16 protein-coding genes are annotated in these 21,117 nt (G+C 62.6%); 13 read left to right on the top strand and 3 right to left on the bottom strand.

The genetic code is table 11. From position 1 onward, the window contains the following. Nucleotides 1-21 precede the first annotated feature (21 nt). Complete coding sequence (gene glnA / locus QN085_RS23955; protein WP_015272115.1) at nucleotides 22-1,428, bottom strand: type I glutamate--ammonia ligase; 1,407 nt, start codon at nucleotides 1,426-1,428, stop codon at nucleotides 22-24. Nucleotides 1,429-1,898: 470 nt separating this feature from the next. Here glnA and thiI point away from each other — a divergent pair, with 470 nt between their 5' ends. From thiI to QN085_RS23940, 3 genes are all read left to right on the top strand, one after another. Continuing rightward, nucleotides 1,899-3,353, top strand: a complete 1,455-nt coding sequence (thiI, locus tag QN085_RS23950; RefSeq protein ID WP_013974574.1) for a tRNA uracil 4-sulfurtransferase ThiI — start codon at nucleotides 1,899-1,901, stop codon at nucleotides 3,351-3,353. Nucleotides 3,354-3,480: 127 nt separating this feature from the next. Further along, nucleotides 3,481-5,301 (top strand): translational GTPase TypA, encoded by a 1,821-nt coding sequence (typA, locus tag QN085_RS23945; RefSeq protein WP_013974573.1) that lies wholly within the window; start codon nucleotides 3,481-3,483, stop codon nucleotides 5,299-5,301. 191 nt (nucleotides 5,302-5,492) lie between these two features. After that, the gene (locus QN085_RS23940) at nucleotides 5,493-6,917 is read left to right on the top strand and encodes a PhoPQ-activated pathogenicity-related family protein (RefSeq protein ID WP_038410199.1); all 1,425 of its coding nucleotides are present in this window, start codon (nucleotides 5,493-5,495) and stop codon (nucleotides 6,915-6,917) included. A gap of 151 nt (nucleotides 6,918-7,068) precedes the next feature. Here the strand turns inward: QN085_RS23940 and QN085_RS23935 are convergent, their stop codons facing one another. After that, nucleotides 7,069-7,473, bottom strand: a complete 405-nt coding sequence (locus QN085_RS23935; protein WP_003259873.1) for a YkgJ family cysteine cluster protein — start codon at nucleotides 7,471-7,473, stop codon at nucleotides 7,069-7,071. Nucleotides 7,474-7,657: 184 nt separating this feature from the next. Here QN085_RS23935 and QN085_RS23930 point away from each other — a divergent pair, with 184 nt between their 5' ends. From QN085_RS23930 to QN085_RS23910, 5 genes are all read left to right on the top strand, one after another. Next, the gene (locus QN085_RS23930) at nucleotides 7,658-10,108 is read left to right on the top strand and encodes a glycogen/starch/alpha-glucan phosphorylase (protein ID WP_024087843.1); all 2,451 of its coding nucleotides are present in this window, start codon (nucleotides 7,658-7,660) and stop codon (nucleotides 10,106-10,108) included. Between the two features lie 255 nt (nucleotides 10,109-10,363). Further along, complete coding sequence (locus QN085_RS23925) at nucleotides 10,364-11,374, top strand: class 1 fructose-bisphosphatase (protein ID WP_013974568.1); 1,011 nt, start codon at nucleotides 10,364-10,366, stop codon at nucleotides 11,372-11,374. Nucleotides 11,375-11,377: 3 nt separating this feature from the next. Beyond that, entirely contained in the window at nucleotides 11,378-11,974 is a 597-nt protein-coding gene (locus QN085_RS23920) for a DUF924 family protein (protein ID WP_013974567.1), read from the top strand. Nucleotides 11,975-12,199: 225 nt separating this feature from the next. Next, nucleotides 12,200-12,454, top strand: a complete 255-nt coding sequence (gene bamE / locus QN085_RS23915; protein WP_003249234.1) for an outer membrane protein assembly factor BamE domain-containing protein — start codon at nucleotides 12,200-12,202, stop codon at nucleotides 12,452-12,454. After that, nucleotides 12,451-13,023, top strand: a complete 573-nt coding sequence (locus QN085_RS23910) for a lipocalin family protein (protein ID WP_003259870.1) — start codon at nucleotides 12,451-12,453, stop codon at nucleotides 13,021-13,023. Before bamE ends, QN085_RS23910 begins: the two co-directional genes overlap by 4 nt. Before the next feature lie 169 nt (nucleotides 13,024-13,192). On the opposite strand, the gene QN085_RS23905 is transcribed toward QN085_RS23910, so the two are convergent. Continuing rightward, on the bottom strand, nucleotides 13,193-14,557 hold the full coding sequence (locus QN085_RS23905) for a formimidoylglutamate deiminase (protein WP_013974564.1): 1,365 nt from the start codon (nucleotides 14,555-14,557) through the stop codon (nucleotides 13,193-13,195). A 145-nt stretch (nucleotides 14,558-14,702) separates the two neighbouring features. Between QN085_RS23905 and hutC the strand changes: the two genes are divergently transcribed. From hutC to QN085_RS23880, 5 genes are all read left to right on the top strand, one after another. After that, nucleotides 14,703-15,413 (top strand): histidine utilization transcriptional repressor HutC, encoded by a 711-nt coding sequence (gene hutC, locus QN085_RS23900; RefSeq protein ID WP_013974563.1) that lies wholly within the window; start codon nucleotides 14,703-14,705, stop codon nucleotides 15,411-15,413. After that, nucleotides 15,410-15,982 carry a HutD/Ves family protein gene (locus tag QN085_RS23895; protein ID WP_013974562.1) on the top strand — a complete coding sequence of 191 codons (573 nt, stop codon included), beginning with the start codon at nucleotides 15,410-15,412 and terminating at the stop codon, nucleotides 15,980-15,982. Before hutC ends, QN085_RS23895 begins: the two co-directional genes overlap by 4 nt. 255 nt (nucleotides 15,983-16,237) lie before the next feature. After that, a complete protein-coding gene (gene hutU / locus QN085_RS23890) occupies nucleotides 16,238-17,911 on the top strand; it encodes a urocanate hydratase (protein ID WP_013974561.1) in 1,674 nt (557 codons plus the stop codon). A 107-nt stretch (nucleotides 17,912-18,018) separates the two neighbouring features. Next, nucleotides 18,019-19,551 (top strand): histidine ammonia-lyase, encoded by a 1,533-nt coding sequence (hutH, locus tag QN085_RS23885; RefSeq protein WP_038410196.1) that lies wholly within the window; start codon nucleotides 18,019-18,021, stop codon nucleotides 19,549-19,551. Nucleotides 19,552-19,708: 157 nt separating this feature from the next. After that, nucleotides 19,709-21,112 (top strand): L-histidine transporter HutT, encoded by a 1,404-nt coding sequence (locus QN085_RS23880; RefSeq protein ID WP_023663049.1) that lies wholly within the window; start codon nucleotides 19,709-19,711, stop codon nucleotides 21,110-21,112. Nucleotides 21,113-21,117: the final 5 nt, after the last annotated feature.

Raw genomic sequence — 21,117 nt, 5'->3', positions numbered from 1 at the left:
CGGCGCCAGGCGCCGATCAGATCAGCAGCTGTAGTACAGCTCGTATTCCAGCGGGTGAACGAAGGTGCGGACCTTGATTTCTTCTTCGCTCTTCAGCTCGATGAAGGCATCGATGAAGTCGTCGGAGAACACGCCGCCCTTGGTCAGGAACGCACGGCCCTTGTCCAGCTCTTCCAGAGCTTCCTTCAGGCTGCCGCAAACCTGCGGAATGTCCTTGGCCTCTTCAGGCGGCAGGTCGTACAGGTTCTTGTCGGCAGCATCGCCTGGGTGGATCTTGTTCTGGATACCGTCCAGGCCGGCCATCAGCAGGGCCGCGAAGGCCAGGTATGGGTTGGCCGATGGGTCCGGGAAGCGAGCTTCGATACGGCGGGCTTTCGGGCTGCCGACGTAAGGAATACGGATCGAGGCGGAACGGTTGCGAGCCGAGTAGGCCAGCATTACCGGGGCTTCGAAGCCTGGGACCAGACGCTTGTAGGAGTTGGTCGACGGGTTGGTGAAGCCGTTCAGGGCCTTACCGTGCTTGATGATACCGCCGATGAAGTACAGGGCGGTGTCGGACAGGCCGGCATAGCCTTCACCCGAGAAGGTGTTCTTGCCGTCTTTCCAGATCGACATGTGCACGTGCATGCCCGAGCCGTTGTCGCCGTACAGTGGCTTCGGCATGAAGGTAGCGGTGCGGCCGTAGGCGTCGGCAACGTTGTGCACGACGTACTTCAGCGCCTGTACTTCGTCAGCCTTCTTCACCAGGGTGTTGAACTTGACACCGATTTCGTTCTGGCCGGCAGTCGCCACTTCGTGGTGGTGAACTTCGACGGTCTGGCCCATTTCTTCCAGTGCGTTGCACATGGCAGTACGGATTTCGTGGTCGTGGTCGAACGGCGGAACCGGGAAGTAGCCGCCCTTCACGCCTGGACGGTGGCCTTTGTTGCCGCCTTCCACGTCAGCGCCGGTCATCCACGAGCCTTGCTCGGAGAAGATCTTGAACATCGAGCCGGAGATGTCCGACTGGAACTTCACTTCGTCGAAAATGAAGAACTCTGGCTCCGGGCCTGCGAATACGGTGTCACCGATGCCGGTGCTCTTCAGGTACTCTTCGGCGCGCTTGGCAATGGCGCGAGGGTCACGATCGTAGCCCTGCATGCTCGACGGGTCGACGATGTCGCAGGTGATGATCAGGGTCGGCTCTTCGGTGAACGGGTCCAGTACGGCAGTTTCGTCGACCGGCATCAGGATCATGTCGGAGGCTTCGATGCCTTTCCAGCCAGCGATGGAGGAACCGTCGAACATCTTGCCGACTTCGAAGAAGTCGTCTTCCAGTGCATCACGCGCCGGCATGGTCACGTGGTGCTGAGTGCCTTTGGTGTCCGTGAAACGCAGATCAATCCACTTGACGTCATGATCTTTGATGAGTTGAACCGACTTCGACATGTTGTCCTCCGGATGGTCTAGAGCGCGGTGGGCCGCTGCCCTGGAAAAAGGGTGTTGCCGGGCGCGGATAGTCGGCCAAGCTTACCTGCCTCACAAGGGAGCAAATTGCATGCCAGTGCCCGAAAATGGCGAGGGCGGGATAAAAGGGGGCGTTTGCGGGCATCTGGGGGTGGGTTGCTGGGGAAAAGTGCACTCTTAAGATGCGAATTTTGGTAGCAGTGCACCAATAGTGTGCATTGCTTGAGTTATGTGCTTTCTTTGAGGGCCTCATCGCTGGCAAGCCAGCTCCCACAGGTAGGGCGCAGGTCTTGAGAACTGTGGATAGCCTGTGGGAGCTGGCTTGCCGGCGATGAGGCCGGTGCAGGCAATATAAATCCGACCTTCTGTACAAAAGTTGGTCAAATCCTGAGCAATTTCCGCTATAATTCGCGCCCCTCATTTTCGGCAGGCCCTGCGCGCGCTGTTAACCAATGAAACTTATCGTCAAAGTCTTCCCAGAAATCACCATCAAGAGCCGGCCGGTGCGCAAGCGCTTCATCCGCCAGCTCGGCAAGAACATCCGCAACGTGCTCAAGGACCTCGATCCTGAGCTCGTGGTCGATGGTGTCTGGGACAATCTCGAAGTGGTCACCCGCGTCGAAGACGAAAAGGTCCAGCGCGAGATGATCGAGCGCCTCACCTGCACCCCGGGTATCACCCACTTCCTGCAGGTAGAGGAATACCCGCTCGGCGACTTCGATGACATCGTCGCCAAGTGCAAGCAGCACTTCGGCCACCTGCTGGCCGGCAAGCACTTCGCCGTGCGCTGCAAGCGCGGTGGTCACCACGACTTCACCTCGATGGACGTCGACCGTTACGTCGGCAGCCAGCTGCGCCAGCAGTGCGGCGCCGCCGGCATCGAGCTGAAGAACCCGGAAGTCCTGGTGCGCATCGAAATCCGCGACCAGCGCCTGTACGTGATCCATAACCAGCACCAGGGCATCGGCGGCTACCCGCTGGGCGCCCTGGAGCAGACACTGGTACTGATGTCCGGTGGCTTCGACTCCACCGTGGCGGCTTATCAGATGATGCGCCGCGGCCTGATGACCCACTTCTGCTTCTTCAACCTCGGTGGCCGTGCCCACGAGCTGGGCGTGATGGAAGTGGCTCACTACCTGTGGAAGAAGTTCGGCAGCAGCCAGCGCGTGCTGTTCATCAGCGTGCCGTTCGAGGAAGTGGTCGGCGAGATTCTGAACAAGGTCGACAACAGCTACATGGGTGTGACGCTGAAGCGCATGATGCTGCGTGGTGCCGCGCACATGGCCGACCGCCTGGAGATCGATGCCCTGGTCACCGGCGAAGCGATTTCCCAGGTGTCCAGCCAGACCTTGCCGAACCTGTCGATCATCGACTCGGCCACCGACAAGCTGGTGCTGCGCCCCCTGCTGGCCAGCCACAAGCAGGACATCATCGACCAGGCCTACGCGATCGGCACTGCCGACTTCGCCAAGCACATGCCAGAATACTGCGGCGTGATCTCGGTAAACCCGACCACCCACGCCAAGCGCCACCGCATGGAGCATGAAGAGAAGCAGTTCGACATGGCCGTGCTGGAGCGCGCCCTGGAACGCGCCCGGTTGATCTCCATCGACCATGTGATCGACGAACTGGGCAAGGACATCGAAATCGAGGAAGTGACCGAGGCGCTGCCCGGCCAGATCGTCATCGACATTCGTCACCCCGATGCCCAGGAAGACGAACCTCTGGTGCTGGACGGTATCGAAGTCCAGGCCATGCCGTTCTATGCCATCAACAGCAAGTTCAAGCAGCTGGATGCCAACCGCCAGTACTTGCTGTATTGCGACAAAGGTGTGATGAGCCGTCTGCACGCACACCACCTGCTCAGTGAGGGACATGCCAATGTGCGTGTTTATCGTCCGGCATAAGACGCCAGGGCTGTATGGCGGCAGCATCCGCCATCGCCCTCCCGACCACCGGGCCCGCTGAGCCTCAAACCATACATATTCGCCGCCTACACTGGCGGCAACCGAATCCTCTGATCGAGATACAGTTGTGATCGAAAATCTGCGTAACATCGCCATCATCGCCCACGTTGACCATGGTAAAACCACCCTGGTCGACAAACTCCTGCGCCAGTCCGGCACCCTGGAGCGTAACGAGCTCAACGACGAGCGCGTGATGGACTCCAACGACCAGGAAAAAGAGCGCGGCATTACCATCCTGGCGAAAAACACCGCCATCAACTGGAACGGCTACCACATCAACATCGTCGACACCCCCGGCCACGCCGACTTCGGTGGCGAGGTTGAGCGTGTAATGTCGATGGTCGACTCCGTGCTGCTGCTGGTCGATGCCCAGGACGGCCCGATGCCGCAAACCCGCTTCGTGACCAAGAAGGCTTTCGAAGCTGGCCTGAAGCCGATCGTCGTGATCAACAAGGTTGACCGCCCGGGCGCGCGTCCTGACTGGGTTCTGGACCAGATCTTCGACCTGTTCGACAACCTCGGTGCCACCGATGATCAGCTGGACTTCCAGGTTGTCTACGCTTCGGCCCTGAACGGCATCGCCGGTCTGGACCACACCGACATGGCCGAAGACATGACCCCGCTGTACCAGTCGATCGTCGACAACGTACCGGCGCCGAACGTTGACGTCGATGGCCCGTTCCAGATGCAGATCTCCGCTCTGGACTACAACAGCTTCCTCGGTGTTATCGGCGTTGGCCGTATCGCCCGTGGTCGTATCAAGCCGAACACCCCGGTTGTTGCCATCGACACCGAAGGCAAGAAGCGTAACGGCCGTATCCTCAAGCTGATGGGCCACCACGGCCTGCACCGCGTCGACGTTGAAGAAGCCCAGGCTGGCGACATCGTCTGCATCAGCGGTTTCGACGAGCTGTTCATCTCCGACACCCTGTGCGACATGAACCACGTCGAGGCGATGAAGCCACTGACCGTTGACGAGCCGACCGTTTCGATGACCTTCCAGGTCAACGACTCGCCGTTCTGCGGCAAGGAAGGCAAGTTCGTCACCAGCCGTAACATCAAGGAACGTCTGGACAAAGAGCTGCTGTACAACGTTGCACTGCGCGTTGAAGAAGGCGACTCGGCTGACAAGTTCAAGGTTTCCGGCCGTGGTGAGCTGCACCTGTCGGTTCTGATCGAAACCATGCGTCGTGAAGGCTTCGAGATGGCTGTAGGCCGCCCTGAAGTGATCATCCGCGAAGTCAACGGCGTGAAGCAGGAGCCGTTCGAGAACGTCACCATCGACATCCCTGAAGAATCCCAGGGCAAGGTCATGGAAGAAATGGGCCTGCGTAAGGGCGACCTGACCAACATGGCGCCGGATGGCAAAGGCCGTGTACGTCTGGAGTACAACGTACCTGCTCGTGGTCTGATCGGTTTCCGTAACCAGTTCCTGACTCTGACCAACGGTGCAGGCATCCTGACCTCGATCTTCGATCGCTACGACACCATGAAAGCCGGCCAGATGTCCGGTCGTCTGAACGGTGTACTGGTTTCGATCGAGACCGGCAAGGCGCTGACCTACTCGCTGGAAACCCTGCAGGCTCGCGGCAAGCTGTTCATCGAGCACGGCCAGGACATCTACAACGGTCAGATCATCGGCCTGAACAGCCGTGACAACGACCTGGGCGTGAACCCGACCAAAGGCAAGAAGCTCGACAACATGCGTGCTTCGGGCAAAGACGAAGTCATCGCCCTGGTACCGCCGGTTCGCCACACCCTGGAACAGGCCCTGGAATTCATCCAGGACGACGAGCTGTGCGAAGTGACTCCGAAGTCGATCCGCCTGCGCAAGAAGATCCTGGACGAAGGCGAGCGTACCCGCGCTGCCAAGAAAGCCAAGGCTTGATCGTCTAGCTTGAGCTGAAACGAAAACGCCCCCGGTCGAAAGGACGGGGGCGTTTTTGTTTGTCTGACGCAGGTTTTTGTAGGTGATATCTCAAGCTGATGTAGGTTGCATCCTTCACGGCCTTTTGCGACTTGTGCGCGCTTGTTGTGATGCCTAGCGTGAAGTGCTTTCTCGAAGCAGGAAGCATGCACATGAATTACCGTTTAGCGCTGGCCATCCCCTGCCTGATGGCTGGCTTGCAGGCTTGCACCATGCAGGATTGTGCCAGCCTGCGTCCGCAGGATGTTGTCCAGTGCCATATTGGCAAGGTGCGTCAGGCACCCTTGGAAGCGGTATTGCTCGAGCAAACCTCCGAGCCTGGTTATGTGTTTCGTCGCTTGCAGATGGTTTCCCAGGTTTGGGAGCCAGCGCCGGTGGTTGAGCCGCGCCGCTGGGAGCATGATGTCGAGCTGCATATCCCGCACAATGCCGTGCCCGGCAAAGCCTTGCTGGTGGTGAACAACGGTGTACGGTTCGGACCGGCGCAAACCCCGGACTATACCCGCGAGGCATTGCGCGAAGTCGCCCTCAAGGCACGGATGGCCGTGGTCATGATCAGCGATGTGCCCAATCAGTACGTGACCTTCAACGATAACGAGAAGCCCTTGCGCGAGGATGACGCCGTGGCCCATACCTGGGCTCATGCGCTTCGCGGCGCCGCGCCGGAATTGCCACTGCACGTGCCGATGGCCGCGGCGGCAAGCCGGGCGATGGATCTGGCCGAGCAAGAGCTGGCAGGGCAAGGGCTCACGGTGGACCGCTTCATTATCACGGGTGCCTCCAAGCGCGGCTGGAGCGCATGGCTCACGGCATTGGCCGATGAGCGGGTGATGGCCATCGTGCCCAGTGTGATCGACGTCGCGGATACTTCGGACATGCTGGCCGGATTGCGCAAGCGCTATGGTGGTCACTGGCCCCTGGCGCTGGGTTCCTACCAGCAGGCTGGTGTCCTGCAACAGCTGGGCACCCCGGCTTTCGAGCAGCTGATGGCGATGATGGACCCGATGCAGTACCTGAACGAGAAAAGGCAGCGTCTGGCCATTCCCAAGTACCTGGTGTCCGCCAGTGGTGACGATTTCTTCGCCCCTGACCCGGTCACCGATTATCAGCAGCGCCTGCCGGGCCAGACCAGCCTCAGGGTATTGCCGAACTCCGACCATGGCGGGGTGCGTCAAGCGGTAGTCAGTACCTTGGTACCTGCGGTGTCGCGCTTGCGCGATGGGGCCCCTCTGCCAAGCGTGCAGGTGTCGCCGAACGGGCAAGGCGGGCAGATGAGCGTCGAATTCTCCGAGCCGCCAGTGGCGGTTAAGGTCTGGACGGCGAGTAACAGCCAGGACCGCGACTTCCGTTTTGCCTGCGGGGTGCGCTACCAATCCGAGACGCTCGCTCCCATGCAGAGTTTCACCCTGCAGCGCACGCCGCCGGCGGTGGGATGGCAGGCGCAGTTCGTCGAAGCGAAGTTTGCTGATGGCTTTATCGCAACCAGCCCGGTCAGCGTGCTGCCGCAGACCTATCCCGGACATCCACCGGCGGAGCAGGGTGGTGCGTGCAGGAGCTTTCCCTCTGGCGGAAAGTAGAATTCTGGCTTGGCACATAATTGGCCAGCAGTGGCCGCTTTGCGGCCCTTCGCGGGCTTGCCCGCTCCCACAGGTGTGTCGCTGAACCCATGATTTGCGCGACCCTTGTGGGAGCGGGCAAGCCCGCGAAGAGGCCCTTGAAGTCTAGCGATCAGCGCCCGACCACCTTGGGCTTGTACGCACAATACCCCGGCCGTGGCCCGACCTTGGGGTGGTTGCGGCAGGTATCCGGCCGCTTGTCATAAATGGTGCACAGCCGGCTTTTACGATCCAGATACAGGCAGTCATCATTGCTCATCCGGGTCAGGGTGAAGATCCCCGACTTCTGGTTGAAGCGTTCGATGATGCCGTCCTTCTGCAGGCGCTTGGCGATGTTCTTCGGCGGTTCGTCTTTCTCGAACTCGTCGACCACGCCGATACGGATCAGATCCTTGATCTTCACCTCCACCGGCAGGGTGCAGCAGGTCGAATGGCAGCCATGACACATGTTGCTGGTGTAGCGCTGCCAGGTCTCCAGGCGGTCGACTTCGGCTGCGGCGATCAGGGTCGTTTTCATCTTTATGGGGTGTATCACGGTCTTGGGGCGCGCGATCATACCGGAATTGTTCAATTTATGAACAACCTTTTGCCGGAATCGCAAAGTGGGCATGAAAACTGCGAACGCTAACTGTCACTCCCTGTCGAAGGGTCTAGGCTCAACAGTCTCCCTCCGTTTTCGTCAACTTGCCCGAGGATGCCGCATGTCCCAGGAACCCAAAGCTCGTGACGCCGAGGTGGCCGAATTTCGCGCCGCTGTACTGGACAAGCTGACCTACGCGGTTGGCAAGGACCCAGAGCACGCCTTCGACCACGACTGGTTCGAGGCCATCGCCCTGGCCGCGCGCGATCACATGGTCGATCACTGGATGGACCACACCCGCCAGGCGTATCGCCGCAGCCAGAAGCGGGTCTATTACCTTTCTCTCGAATTCCTCATCGGCCGGCTGCTGTATGACAGCCTGAGCAACCTGGGCCTGCTCGACATTGCCCGCGACGCATTGGAAGGGCTGAATGTGGACCTGGAGCGCATTCGCCTGCTCGAGCCCGATGCTGCGCTGGGCAACGGTGGCCTGGGCCGCCTGGCGGCGTGCTTCATGGAGAGCATGTCGACCCTGGGCATCGCTGCTCACGGTTATGGCATCCGCTATGAGCACGGGCTGTTCCGTCAGGCCATGGTCGATGGCTGGCAGCAGGAGCAGACCGAGAACTGGCTCGACTTCGGCAACCCCTGGGAGTTCGAGCGCGCCGAGGTGATCTACCCCATCAGCTTTGGCGGCAGCGTCGAAACGGTGCACGACATCCACGACCAGCAGCGTCAGGTGTGGTGGCCGGGCGAGACCGTGCGGGCGGTGGCCTACGATACCCCGGTGGTCGGTTGGCGCGGGGCCAGCGTCAATACCCTGCGCCTGTGGCGTGCGCGGGCGCTGGAAGAGCTGCACCTGGAACGCTTCAATGCCGGCGACCACCTGGGCGCGGTGGCCGAGGTGGCACGGGCCGAAAGCATTTCGCGGGTGCTGTACCCGGCCGACAGCACCGAGGCGGGCCAGGAACTGCGCCTGCGCCAGGAATACTTCTTCGTCTCGGCTTCGTTGCAGGACCTGCTGCGCCGCCATCTGAACATGCACGACAACCTGCTCAACCTGCCGGATGCGGCGGCCATCCAGCTCAACGACACCCACCCGTCGATCGCCGTGGCCGAGCTGATGCGCCTGCTGGTCGACCAGCATGAGATCCCTTGGGATACCGCCTGGGAGCTGACCGTCGGCACCCTGGCCTACACCAACCACACCTTGCTGCCCGAAGCCCTGGAAACCTGGCCCGTTGCGCTGATGGAACGCATGCTGCCGCGGCACATGCAGATCATCTACCTGATCAACGCCTACCACATCGACGCGCTGCGGGCGAAAGGCCTGCACGACTTCGACGTGTTGCGGGCTGTGTCGTTGATCGAGGAAGACAATGGCCGCCGGGTGCGCATGGGCAACCTGGCGTTCCTCGGCTCGCACAGCGTCAACGGTGTGTCGGCGCTGCACAGCAAACTGATGAAAAGCACGGTGTTCGCCGAGCTGCACAAGCTCTACCCGCAACGGATCAACAACAAGACCAACGGCATTACCTTCCGCCGCTGGCTGTACCAGTCCAACCCGCAGCTGACCGCGATGCTGATCGAGGCGCTGGGCCCTGAGCTGCTGGACGACCCCGAAGGACGCCTGGCCAATCTGGTACCGTTCGCCGACAAGAGCGGTTTCCGCAAGCAGTTCGCCGCGCAGCGCCTGCACAGCAAGCGTGCCCTGGCCAGCATCATCCAGGACCGCCTGGGCGTTACGGTGAACCCCGAGGCGTTGTTCGACGTGCAGGTCAAGCGCATCCACGAATACAAGCGCCAGTTGCTCAACCTGCTGCACACCGTGGCGTTGTACCAGGCCATGCGCAACGACCCCGGTACCGACTGGGTGCCGCGGGTGAAGATCTTCGCCGGCAAGGCCGCGGCCAGCTATCACCAGGCCAAGCTGATCATCAAGCTGGCCAACGACATCGCCCGGGTGGTGAACAACGACCCCACCGTGCGCGGCCTGCTGAAGGTGGTGTTCCTGCCCAACTACAACGTCAGTCTGGCTGAAAGCATCATCCCGGCGGCGGACCTTTCCGAGCAGATCTCCACCGCCGGTTACGAAGCGTCCGGCACCAGCAACATGAAGTTCGGCCTGAACGGCGCGTTGACCATCGGTACCCTGGATGGTGCCAATGTCGAGATGAGCGAGCAGGTGGGTACCGAAAACATGTTCATCTTCGGCCTTACTGCGCAGCAGGTGGAGGCCAGGCGGCGCGACGGTGACTTTGGCGCCAGTGCGGCGATTGCCGCGTCCAGCCGCCTGAACGACGTGTTGCAGGCTGTTCGCAGCGGGGTGTTCTCACCGGACGACCCGTCGCGCTACAGCGCGCTGATCGACGGGCTGGTAGCTCATGACCGTTTCCTGGTGTGTGCCGATTTCGATGCCTACTGGGATGCCCAGCGACGGGTCGAGGAGCTTTGGCACACGCCGCAGGAATGGTGGCGCATGGCGGTGCTGAATACCGCGCGGATGGGCTGGTTCTCCTCGGACCGGACCATTCGGGAATATGCCAGCGAGATCTGGAAGGCTTTGGATTGAGGTAAGCCTGTGCCGGCCTCTTCGTGGGCACGCCCGCTCCCCCAGGATTTGCACAACATTGGAAATCTTGTGCAGTCCCTGTGGGAGCGGGCGTGCCCGCGAATGGGCCCACAACCAGACCACCGGCCTGGCGCGCGCTGAACTACCGACCTATTGTGCCGTCTGAGAGCCGTTGCGAGTCTCATCACTCGCTAGCCTGCAACTCTCCCTGTAAACTGCGGGGGTTTTTATCCCCCAATCCTTTCGGAGCCATACATGTCCCGCGTTACCCTGAGTCGCTATCTGATTGAGCAGACCCGCAGCAACAATACCCCTGCCGATCTGCGCTTCCTGATCGAAGTGGTGGCGCGTGCGTGCAAGGAAATCAGCCATCACGTGTCCAAAGGCGCCCTCGGTGGCGTGCTGGGCAGCATGGGCACTGAAAACGTGCAGGGCGAAGTCCAGAAGAAACTGGACGTGATTTCCAACGATATCCTGCTGGAAGCCAACGAGTGGGGCGGCCACCTGGCCGGCATGGCTTCCGAAGAAATGGACAACGCCTACCAGATCCCGGGCAAGTACCCGAAAGGCGCCTACCTGCTGGTATTCGACCCGCTGGACGGCTCGTCCAACATTGACGTCAACGTTTCGGTCGGCACCATCTTCTCGGTACTGCGTTGCCCTAACGAATACCTGAGCCAGAACGAAACCCTGAACGAAAAAGCCTTCCTGCAACCAGGCACCCAGCAGGTCGCCGCCGGTTACGCCATCTACGGCCCGCAGACCATGCTGATCCTGACCCTGGGCAACGGCGTCAAGGGCTTCACCCTGGACCGCGAACTGGGCAGCTTCGTCCTCACCCACGAAAACATCCGCGTGCCGGAAACTACCGCAGAATTCGCCATCAACATGTCCAACCAGCGCCACTGGGAAGCCCCGGTTCAGCGTTACGTGGGCGAACTGCTGGCAGGCGAGACCGGCCCGCTGAAGAAAAACTACAACATGCGCTGGATCGCCTCGATGGTGGCGGACGTACACCGCATCCTGACCCGTGGCGGCCTGTTCATGTACCCACGTGACGCTCGCGAACCGAGCAAGCCGGGCAAGCTGCGCCTGATGTACGAAGCCAACCCGATGTCCTTCATCATCGAACAGGCCGGCGGTGCCTCCACCAACGGTTACGATCGCATCCTCGACATCCAGCCAGAAAGCCTGCACCAGCGTGTGTCGGTAATCCTCGGCTCGAAGGAAGAGGTCGAGCGCGTCACCGCCTACCACAAGGAGTAAGTCATGCTCGCACCTTGGCAGCCGTTGCTGGAGTGGTGGTTCGGTTGGGGCACCAGTCCCCAGGCCGTGGCTGACGAGAAGAGCACGCTGTGGTTCGGCAAGCATCATGACGCCGACGCCCATGCGCTGTTTGGCGACCTGGTCGAGCATGCCCTGGCGGGTGGGCTCGACGAGTGGCAGCAAAGCCCGCAGGGCTGGCTGGGCCTGCTGATCCTGCTGGACCAGTTGCCGCGCATGATCTACCGCGACACGCCGCGTGCCTTCGAGGGCGACCGGCGTGCCCAGGTGGTGGCGATGCAGGGTTTGCAGAAGAACTGGGATTACCAACTGCTGCCGATACAGCGGGTGTTCGTGCTGCTGGTTCTGGAACATGCCGAAGTGCTGGACTGGCAGAACCTGTGCGTCGAGCGCTACCAGGTGCTGCTGGACGAGCAACCCGAAGCCAACCGCCGGTTGTTCGAAGGCTTCCTCGACTATGCCGAGCAGCACCAGCGGGTAATTGCCCGTTTCGGGCGCTTCCCGCATCGCAACCTGGTGCTGGAGCGGCCGAGTACCAGCGAAGAGATGGACTTTTTGCTGGAACCTGGGTCCAGGTTCTGAGGTTTCGTGGCCTGCTGCGCAGGCCGTCGCGACGCAAGGCCGCCTCCTGCACGGGGCGGCCTTTTTGTTTGTGCGGGGTAATGCTTTGTGATTAATCGCACAGTAGTGGCCATCCGACCAATGGCGTAGGGGTAGAGGAGGGGGAGCAGGGAACCTGGGAGGGTTTTTACCGTCGAAGGTCACTGCAGGCCACTCGCCTGTATCCCCTCTCCAGGAGTGTCCTTCATGTCGTTGCGTTCCCTCGCCCTGTTGTCGCTGTGCGTCGTCCTGACTGCCTGCAGCAAGATCAACCAGGAAAACTATTCCAAGATCAAGGCCGGTATGAACAAGGCCGAGGTCGAGCAGCTGCTCGGCACGCCGACCGAGTGCTCTGGCGCGCTGGGGATGAGCAGCTGCACCTGGGGGGACGAGAAGAGCTTCATCAGTGTGCAGTACGCGGCTGACAAGGTGCTCATGTATTCAGGGCAGGGTCTCAAATGAGGCGCGTGTATCTGCTGATGGGGGTATGCCTGGCGTTGCTGCTGGGCGGTTGTGCCGGCTCCGTGCACGACCCGCTGGCGCCGAAGACCGCGGGCAACATCGACCTCAAGCGCTACCAGGGCAAGTGGTACGAACTGGCGCGCCTGCCAATGCGCTACCAGACCGGCTGTGAGCAGTCCGAAGCGCACTACAACCTCAGACTCGATGGTAGCCTCGGCGTGCTCAACCGCTGCCGCACCATGGGTGACGAATGGCTGCGCGCCGAAGGGCATGCGAACATCCAGGAGCCAGGGCACACCGACAAATTGTGGGTCGAGTTCGACAACTGGTTCACCAAGCTGGTGCCAGGGGTGGCGAGGGGCGAGTACTGGATTCTGTATGTGGATGATCGCTATCGCACGGCGGTGGTCGGCAGCCCGGACCGCAAGCACTTGTGGCTGCTGTCGCGTACGCCGACGCTACCAGCCTGGGAGCGCGAGAACCTGATGTCCAAGGCCCGGCAGCAGGGTTATGACACCAGCCGGCTGATCTGGCGCGCGTCTGACCAGCAGATCGTCAAGATGCACTGAGGTTCAGAGTAGTTGTGGGTGTGGGCCTACCCGCAACCGCGATTTATGGCACCGGCTTCGCCGGTGTTCGCGGGTAAACCCGCTCCCACAGGTACTGCACAGTATCTGAGTTCAGCGCCTCACCTGTGGGAGCGGGTTTACCCGCGAATGCGATAGAACTGCCGGCAGATCAGCCCAAAAGCTGCCGCAGTACCTCGGCAAACGCCAGCGCGCTTTGCTCTTCCTGCGCATGCCGCCCCTGGCGCACCACCCACTGCCCATTCACCATCACATCCCGCACCTGCCGATCGCCGCCAGCAAACAGCCAGCGGTTGAGAATCGCATCCCCATCGGCCATGGCGATGTAAGGGTCCTGCCCATCGAGCACCAGCCAGTCGGCGCGCTTGCCCACGGCCAGTTCCCCGACCGCCTGCCCCAGCGCCTGCGCACCGCCCGCCAGGGCAGCGTCATACAGCGCTCGCCCGACCATCGGCTGGTCGCCGCGATACAGGCGGTTACGCCGCTGGTCGCGCAGCCGCTGGCCGTATTCCAGCCAGCGCAGTTCCTCCACAACGCTCAGCGACACATGGCTGTCCGAACCAATGCCCATGCGCCCACCCTGCGCCAGGTAGTCCACTGCCGGGAAAATCCCGTCGCCCAGGTTGGCCTCGGTGGTCAGGCAAAGCCCGGCTACCGCGCCGCTGCGGGCCATGGCGGTGACTTCATCCGGCTCTGCGTGGGTTGCGTGCACCAGGCACCAGCGCGGGTCCACATCTACATGCTCGTACAGCCACTGCAACGGGCGCAGGCCGCTCCAGGCCAGGCAGTCGTTGACTTCCTTCTGCTGCTCGGCGATATGGATATGCACCGGGCACTGTTTGTCGCTGGCTGCCAGCACTTCGGCGATCTGCCCGGGCGTCACCGCGCGCAGCGAATGGAAGCACAGACCCAGTTGCTGCGCGGGTTGCGCGGCCAGCAGCGGGGCCAGCTGCGCTTGTAGTTGCAGGTACTGTTCAGTGGAATTTATGAAGCGCCGTTGCCCGTCATTCGGGGCTTGGCCGCCGAAGCCTGCGTGGCTGTAAAGCACCGGCAGCAAGGTCAGGCCAATGCCGCTGTCGGCTGCAGCCGCGCTGATGCGGTGGGACAGTTCGGCCGGATCGGCGTAGGCCCTGCCGGCCTGGTCATGGTGCACGTAGTGGAACTCGGCGACCGAGGTATAGCCGGCCTTGAGCATTTCGATGTACAGCTGGCGGGCGATGACCTGCAGCTGCTCTGGACTGATCTGGCCGACCAGGCGATACATCAGGTCGCGCCAGGTCCAGAAACTGTCGTTGGGGTTGCCGGCGACTTCTGCCAGCCCTGCCATGGCGCGCTGGAAGGCATGCGAGTGCAGGTTGGGCATGCCGGGCAGCAGCGGGCCGGCCAGCCGCTCGGCGCCTTCGGCCGAGGCACCTGGTTCGATGCGGGCCACATGGCCATCACTGGTGACCTCGATGCGAACATGGCTGGCCCAGCCCGTGGGTAGCAGGGCGCGTTCGGCGAAGTAGGCGGACATCGGTGAAAATCCTGTTATTGTTAACTTGTATATACATATACAGGCGTTTGCCTGCCGGGTAAACTGCGGCAAGCTACCGCTCATTCCATTTGCACAAGGATCCAACGCCGTGCCGACACCTCCTGTCTCCGCGCTGGTTGCCCAGATGGGCGAGGGCCCGGCTCCGCTTTACGCCCGGGTCAAACAGATGATCATCCAGCAGATCGACAACGGCAGCTGGCCACCGCATCACCGGGTGCCCTCGGAGAGCGAACTGGTCAGCGAGCTGGGCTTCAGCCGCATGACCATCAACCGCGCCCTGCGCGAGCTCACCGCAGAAGGCCTGCTGGTGCGCATGCAAGGGGTCGGTACCTTCGTGGCCGAGCCCAAGGGACGTTCGGCGTTGTTCGAGGTCAACAACATCGCCGACGAAATTGCCGCGCGTGGCCACCAGCATAGCTGCCAGGTGATTACCCTCACCGAGGAAACGGCCGGTTCCGAGCGGGCCCTGGCCCTGGACATGCGCGAAGGCCAGCGAGTGTTCCACTCGCTGATCGTGCATTTCGAGAACGGCGTGCCGGTGCAGATCGAGGACCGCTACGTCAATGCGGCGATTGCCCCCGACTACCTCAAGCAGGACTTCACCCGGCAGACGCCATACGCCTACCTGTCGCAGGTGGCGCCGCTGACCGAGGGTGAGCACGTAGTAGAGGCAATCCTGGCCGAGCCGGAAGAATGCCGCCTGTTGCAGATCGAGCGGGGCGAGCCCTGCCTGCTGATCCGCCGTCGCACCTGGTCCGGCCGCCAGCCGGTGACCGCCGCGCGGCTGATCCACCCCGGTTCCCGTCACCGCCTGGAAGGACGTTTCAGTAAATGAGTCAGCTGCAGTTGTTGCGTGCGCAGGGCTACCCGCGCATGCCGTGGAAGAACGGTGGCGGTTTCACCGAAGAGATTACCCGCGACAGTGGCGAAGGCCTGGACGGCTTTGGCTGGCGCTTGTCGATTGCCGATATTGAGGAGTCCGGCGGGTTTTCCACCTTCGCCGGCTACCAGCGGATCATCACCGTGCTGCAGGGTGACGGCATGCGCCTGCTGGTCGACGGCCAGGCCAGCAGGCCGTTGCTGCCGTTCGATGCCTTCGCCTTCAGTGGCGAGAGCCAGGTCAGCTGCAAGCTGCTGGGCGGGGCGATCCGCGATTTCAACCTGATCTACGCACCGCAGCGCTACCGGGCGCGGTTGCAGTGGTTCGATGGCACCAGCCGCTTGTACAGTTCGGCGTCGACAGTGTTGCTGTTCGCTGCCAGCAGCCAGGTCGAGGTTGGCATTGCCGGGCGCGAGACGCAGCGGTTGGGGTTGTATGACTGCCTGCGGCTGGAGGGCAATGACCAGTTGCTGGGGTTGGATGTGCAGGGGCGGTTCTGCCTGATCGAACTCGTTTCACGTTGAGATAGCCGGGGGCTGCTGCGCAGCCCTTCGCGGGCTTGCCCGCTCCCACAGGTACAGCGCACGCCTTGAAGGCAGTGGAGCTCTCTGTGGGAGCGGGCAAGCCCGCGAAGGGCCGCGCAGCGGCCCCATTTCTTTTGCCGCTCAGCGGAAAAGTCCAATTATTTTGGTTGTCCATGCTTGTACATACAAGTAAAGGTGTGTTTGTATATCTACCACGACATACCCGCCCGCGGACGACCGCAGAGGACCTTTCCCGTGACCGACAACAACAAATACCGTGACGTTGAAATCCGTGCCCCACGTGGCAACAAGCTGACTGCCAAAAGCTGGCTGACCGAAGCGCCACTGCGCATGCTGATGAACAACCTCGATCCACAGGTCGCGGAAAACCCGAAAGAACTGGTGGTGTACGGCGGTATCGGCCGCGCTGCCCGTAACTGGGCGTGCTACGACAAGATCGTCGAGACCCTGACCCGCCTGGAAGACGACGAAACCCTGCTGGTGCAGTCGGGCAAGCCGGTCGGCGTGTTCAAGACCCACAGCAACGCCCCGCGCGTACTGATCGCCAACTCCAACCTGGTACCGCACTGGGCCAACTGGGAACACTTCAACGAACTGGACGCCAAGGGCCTGGCCATGTACGGCCAGATGACCGCCGGCAGCTGGATCTACATCGGCAGCCAGGGCATCGTCCAAGGCACCTACGAAACCTTCGTCGAAGCCGGCCGCCAGCATTACGGCGGCAGCCTGAAAGGCAAGTGGGTACTGACCGCCGGCCTGGGCGGCATGGGCGGTGCCCAGCCACTGGCCGCCACCCTGGCCGGTGCCTGCTCGCTGAACATCGAATGCCAGCAGAGCCGCATCGACTTCCGTCTGGAAACCCGCTACGTCGACGAGCAGGCCACTGACCTCGACGACGCCTTGGCACGCATTGCCAAGTACACCGCCGAAGGCAAGGCCATCTCCATCGCCCTGCACGGCAACGCTGCTGAAATCCTGCCAGAGCTGGTCAAGCGTGGCGTGCGCCCGGACATGGTCACCGACCAGACCAGCGCCCACGACCCGCTGAACGGTTACCTGCCAGCCGGCTGGACCTGGGAACAGTACCGCGACCGTGCGCAGACCGAGCCGGCTGCAGTGGTCAAGGCCGCCAAGCAGTCGATGGCCGTGCACGTGCAAGCCATGCTCGATTTCCAGAAGCAGGGTGTTCCGACCTTCGACTATGGCAACAACATCCGCCAGATGGCCAAGGAAGAAGGCGTGGCCAATGCCTTCGACTTCCCGGGCTTCGTGCCGGCCTACATCCGCCCGCTGTTCTGCCGTGGCATCGGCCCGTTCCGCTGGGCGGCGCTGTCCGGTGATGCCGAAGACATCTACAAGACCGACGCCAAGGTCAAGGAACTGATCCCCGACGACGCCCACCTGCACCGCTGGCTGGACATGGCCCGCGAGCGCATCAGCTTCCAGGGCCTGCCGGCACGTATCTGCTGGGTTGGCCTGGGCCTGCGCGCCAAGCTGGGCCTGGCGTTCAACGAAATGGTACGCAGCGGCGAGCTGTCGGCACCGATCGTGATCGGCCGTGACCACCTGGACTCCGGTTCGGTGTCCAGCCCCAACCGTGAAACCGAAGCCATGCGCGACGGTTCCGACGCTGTCTCCGACTGGCCGCTGCTCAACGCCCTGCTGAACACCGCCGGCGGTGCTACCTGGGTTTCGCTGCACCACGGTGGTGGCGTGGGCATGGGCTTCTCCCAGCACTCTGGCATGGTCATCGTCTGCGACGGTACCGACGAAGCCGCCGAGCGTATCGCTCGCGTGCTGACCAACGACCCAGGGACCGGTGTGATGCGTCATGCCGATGCCGGATACGACATCGCCATCGAGTGCGCCAAGGAGCAGGGCCTGGACCTGCCGATGATCACTGGCTGATCGCCACGCTTTGGATCGCACCCCACGAGGGGTGATACTGAACAACAAGAAGGAGCACGCAGGCACTCACAAACGGGCCTGCGGCTCCACGCGATTGGAGTAGTGAAGTGACCGAATTGACCCTCAAGCCCGGCACCCTGACCCTGGCCCAGCTGCGCGCCATCCATGCCGCGCCCGTGCGCCTGCAACTGGACGCCAGCGCCGCGCCGGCCATCGACGCCAGCGTTGCCTGCGTCGAGCAGATCATTGCCGAAGACCGTACCGCCTACGGCATCAACACCGGTTTCGGCCTGCTGGCCTCGACCCGCATCGCCAGCCACGACCTGGAAAACCTGCAGCGCTCGCTGGTGCTGTCCCACGCCGCCGGTGTCGGCGCGCCGCTGGATGACGCCCTGGTGCGGCTGATCATGGTGCTGAAGATCAACAGCCTCAGCCGTGGTTTCTCCGGCATCCGTCGCAAAGTCATCGACGCGCTGATTGCCCTGGTCAACGCCGAAGTCTATCCGCACATCCCGCTGAAGGGTTCGGTGGGCGCCTCCGGCGACCTCGCCCCGCTGGCGCACATGTCGCTGGTGCTGCTGGGTGAAGGCAAGGCCCGCTACAAGGGCCAGTGGCTGCCAGCCACCGAAGCCCTGGCCGTGGCCGGCCTCGAGCCGCTGACCCTGGCCGCCAAGGAGGGCCTGGCCCTGCTCAACGGCACCCAGGCGTCCACCGCCTATGCCCTGCGTGGCCTGTTCCAGGGTGAAGACCTGTACGCCGCTGCCATCGCCTGCGGCGGCCTGAGCGTCGAAGCCGCACTGGGCTCGCGCTCGCCGTTCGATGCGCGCATCCACGAAGTGCGTGGCCAGCGCGGCCAGATCGACACCGCTGCCTGCTTCCGTGACCTGCTGGGCGACTCCAGCGAAGTGTCGCTGTCGCACAAGAACTGCGACAAGGTTCAGGACCCGTACTCGCTGCGCTGCCAGCCGCAGGTCATGGGCGCCTGCCTGACCCAGCTGCGCCAGGCCGCCGAGGTACTGGGCATCGAAGCCAACGCCGTGTCGGACAACCCGCTGGTGTTCGCTGCCGAAGGTGACGTGATTTCCGGCGGTAACTTCCACGCCGAGCCGGTGGCCATGGCCGCCGACAACATCGCCCTGGCCATCGCTGAAATCGGTTCGCTCAGCGAGCGCCGTATCTCGCTGATGATGGACAAGCACATGTCCCAGCTGCCGCCGTTCCTGGTGGAAAACGGCGGGGTCAACTCGGGCTTCATGATCGCCCAGGTCACCGCTGCTGCCCTGGCCAGCGAGAACAAGGCCCTGTCGCATCCGCACAGCGTCGACAGCCTGCCGACCTCGGCCAACCAGGAAGACCACGTGTCGATGGCCCCGGCTGCCGGCAAGCGCCTGTGGGAAATGGCCGAAAACACCCGTGGCGTGCTGGCCATCGAATGGCTGGGCGCCTGCCAGGGCCTGGACCTGCGCAAGGGCCTGAAGACCTCGGCCAAGCTGGAGCAGGCGCGCCAGGCGCTGCGCAGCGAAGTGCCGCACTACGACCGTGACCGTTTCTTCGCGCCCGACATCGAAAAGGCCGTGGAACTGTTGGCCAAGGGTCGCCTGACCGGCCTGCTGCCGGCTGGTGTGCTGCCAAGCCTGTAATGCCCCCAGGGGCCGCTGTGCGGCTCATTGCCGGCAAGCCGGCTCCCACAGATGGAGATGCGACACACCATCTCTGTGGGGGCTGGCTTGCCGGCGATTGGGCTGCAAGGCAGCCCCCCTCGATCTCACGACCACAAAAACAATTTAAGGACGTGACATGCAACAAGCTCAAGGTCTAAAGCGCGGGCTAAGTGCCCGCCACATCCGTTTCATGGCCCTCGGTTCCGCCATCGGCACCGGGCTGTTCTACGGTTCCGCCTCGGCCATCCAGATGGCCGGCCCGGCTGTGCTGCTGGCCTACCTGATCGGCGGCGCCGCCGTGTTCATGGTCATGCGCGCCCTCGGCGAAATGGCTGTGCACAACCCGGTCGCCGGTTCGTTCGGCCACTACGCCAGCACCTACCTCGGCCCCATGGCCGGCTTCATCCTCGGCTGGACCTACGCCTTCGAGATGGTCATCGTCGCCATCGCCGACGTCACTGCCTTCGGTATCTACATGGGCTTCTGGTTCCCGGAAGTGGCCCGCTGGATCTGGGTGCTGGGCATCGTCTTCCTGATCGGCGGCCTCAACCTGTGCAACGTCAAGGTCTTTGGCGAAATGGAATTCTGGCTGTCGCTGCTCAAGGTCGGCGCCATCGTGGCGATGATCCTGGCCGGCCTCGGCATCATGGCCTTCGGCTTCAGCCAGGTAGGCACCGGGCAGGCCGTGGGTGTCAGCAACCTGTTCGACCACGGCGGCTTCATGCCCAATGGCGTGGGTGGCCTGATCGCCTCCTTTGCCGTGGTGATGTTCGCGTTCGGCGGTATCGAAATCATCGGCGTCACCGCCGGTGAGGCCAAGGACCCGCAGCGGGTCATCCCCAAGGCGATCAACGCCGTGCCGCTGCGCATCCTGCTGTTCTACGTGCTCACCCTGTTCGTGCTGATGTGCCTGTTCCCATGGCCGCAAATCGGCAGCCAGGGCAGCCCGTTCGTGCAGATCTTCAGTAACCTGGGCATCGGCTCTGCCGCCGCAGTGCTGAACATCGTGGTGATTTCCGCCGCGATCTCGGCCATCAACAGCGACATCTTCGGCGCCGGCCGCATGATGTACGGCCTGGCCCAGCAAGGCCACGCGCCGCGCGGCTTCAGCAAGCTGTCGAAGCACGGCGTGCCGTGGATGACCGTGGTGGTGATGGGTGCTGCGCTGCTGATCGGCGTGCTGCTCAACTACCTGATCCCGGAGAACGTGTTCCTGCTGATCGCCTCGATCGCTACCTTCGCCACCGTGTGGGTATGGCTGATGATCCTGCTCACCCAAGTGGCCATGCGCCGCAGCATGAGCCGTGAACAAGTGGCCCAGCTACAGTTCCCGGTACCGTTCTGGCCTTACGGCCCGGCCATGGCCATTGCGTTCATGGTGTTCATCTTTGGCGTGCTCGGTTACTTCCCGGATACCCAGGCGGCACTGCTCGTCGGCGTGGTCTGGGTGGTGTTCCTGGTGGCGTCCTACCTGCTGTGGTGCAAGCCGCGCGCAGGGCAGGGCAAACCGGTAGCGGAACCGGCCGAGCTGCACCGCTAAGTACA

Source organism: Pseudomonas sp. M2(2023), from assembly GCF_030263955.1.
GTDB classification, from domain to species: Bacteria; Pseudomonadota; Gammaproteobacteria; order Pseudomonadales; family Pseudomonadaceae; genus Aquipseudomonas; species Aquipseudomonas asiatica.
The sequence above is the reverse complement of the archived record's forward strand: the minus strand, read 5'-3'. Positions and strand labels throughout refer to the sequence as shown.

What these genes read in the sequence shown, in the direction of transcription:
- QN085_RS23895 (WP_013974562.1), top strand. Translation starts at nt 15,410, where the DNA reads ATGAGTCAGCTGCAGTTGTTGCGTGCGCAGGGCTACCCGCGCATGCCG.
- bamE (WP_003249234.1), top strand. Translation starts at nt 12,200, where the DNA reads ATGTCGTTGCGTTCCCTCGCCCTGTTGTCGCTGTGCGTCGTCCTGACT.
- QN085_RS23880 (WP_023663049.1), top strand. Translation starts at nt 19,709, where the DNA reads ATGCAACAAGCTCAAGGTCTAAAGCGCGGGCTAAGTGCCCGCCACATC.
- glnA (WP_015272115.1), bottom strand. Translation starts at nt 1,428, where the DNA reads ATGTCGAAGTCGGTTCAACTCATCAAAGATCATGACGTCAAGTGGATT.
- hutC (WP_013974563.1), top strand. Translation starts at nt 14,703, where the DNA reads ATGGGCGAGGGCCCGGCTCCGCTTTACGCCCGGGTCAAACAGATGATC.
- QN085_RS23925 (WP_013974568.1), top strand. Translation starts at nt 10,364, where the DNA reads ATGTCCCGCGTTACCCTGAGTCGCTATCTGATTGAGCAGACCCGCAGC.
- QN085_RS23920 (WP_013974567.1), top strand. Translation starts at nt 11,378, where the DNA reads ATGCTCGCACCTTGGCAGCCGTTGCTGGAGTGGTGGTTCGGTTGGGGC.
- QN085_RS23930 (WP_024087843.1), top strand. Translation starts at nt 7,658, where the DNA reads ATGTCCCAGGAACCCAAAGCTCGTGACGCCGAGGTGGCCGAATTTCGC.
- QN085_RS23935 (WP_003259873.1), bottom strand. Translation starts at nt 7,473, where the DNA reads ATGAAAACGACCCTGATCGCCGCAGCCGAAGTCGACCGCCTGGAGACC.
- QN085_RS23910 (WP_003259870.1), top strand. Translation starts at nt 12,451, where the DNA reads ATGAGGCGCGTGTATCTGCTGATGGGGGTATGCCTGGCGTTGCTGCTG.
- QN085_RS23940 (WP_038410199.1), top strand. Translation starts at nt 5,493, where the DNA reads ATGAATTACCGTTTAGCGCTGGCCATCCCCTGCCTGATGGCTGGCTTG.
- QN085_RS23905 (WP_013974564.1), bottom strand. Translation starts at nt 14,557, where the DNA reads ATGTCCGCCTACTTCGCCGAACGCGCCCTGCTACCCACGGGCTGGGCC.
- thiI (WP_013974574.1), top strand. Translation starts at nt 1,899, where the DNA reads ATGAAACTTATCGTCAAAGTCTTCCCAGAAATCACCATCAAGAGCCGG.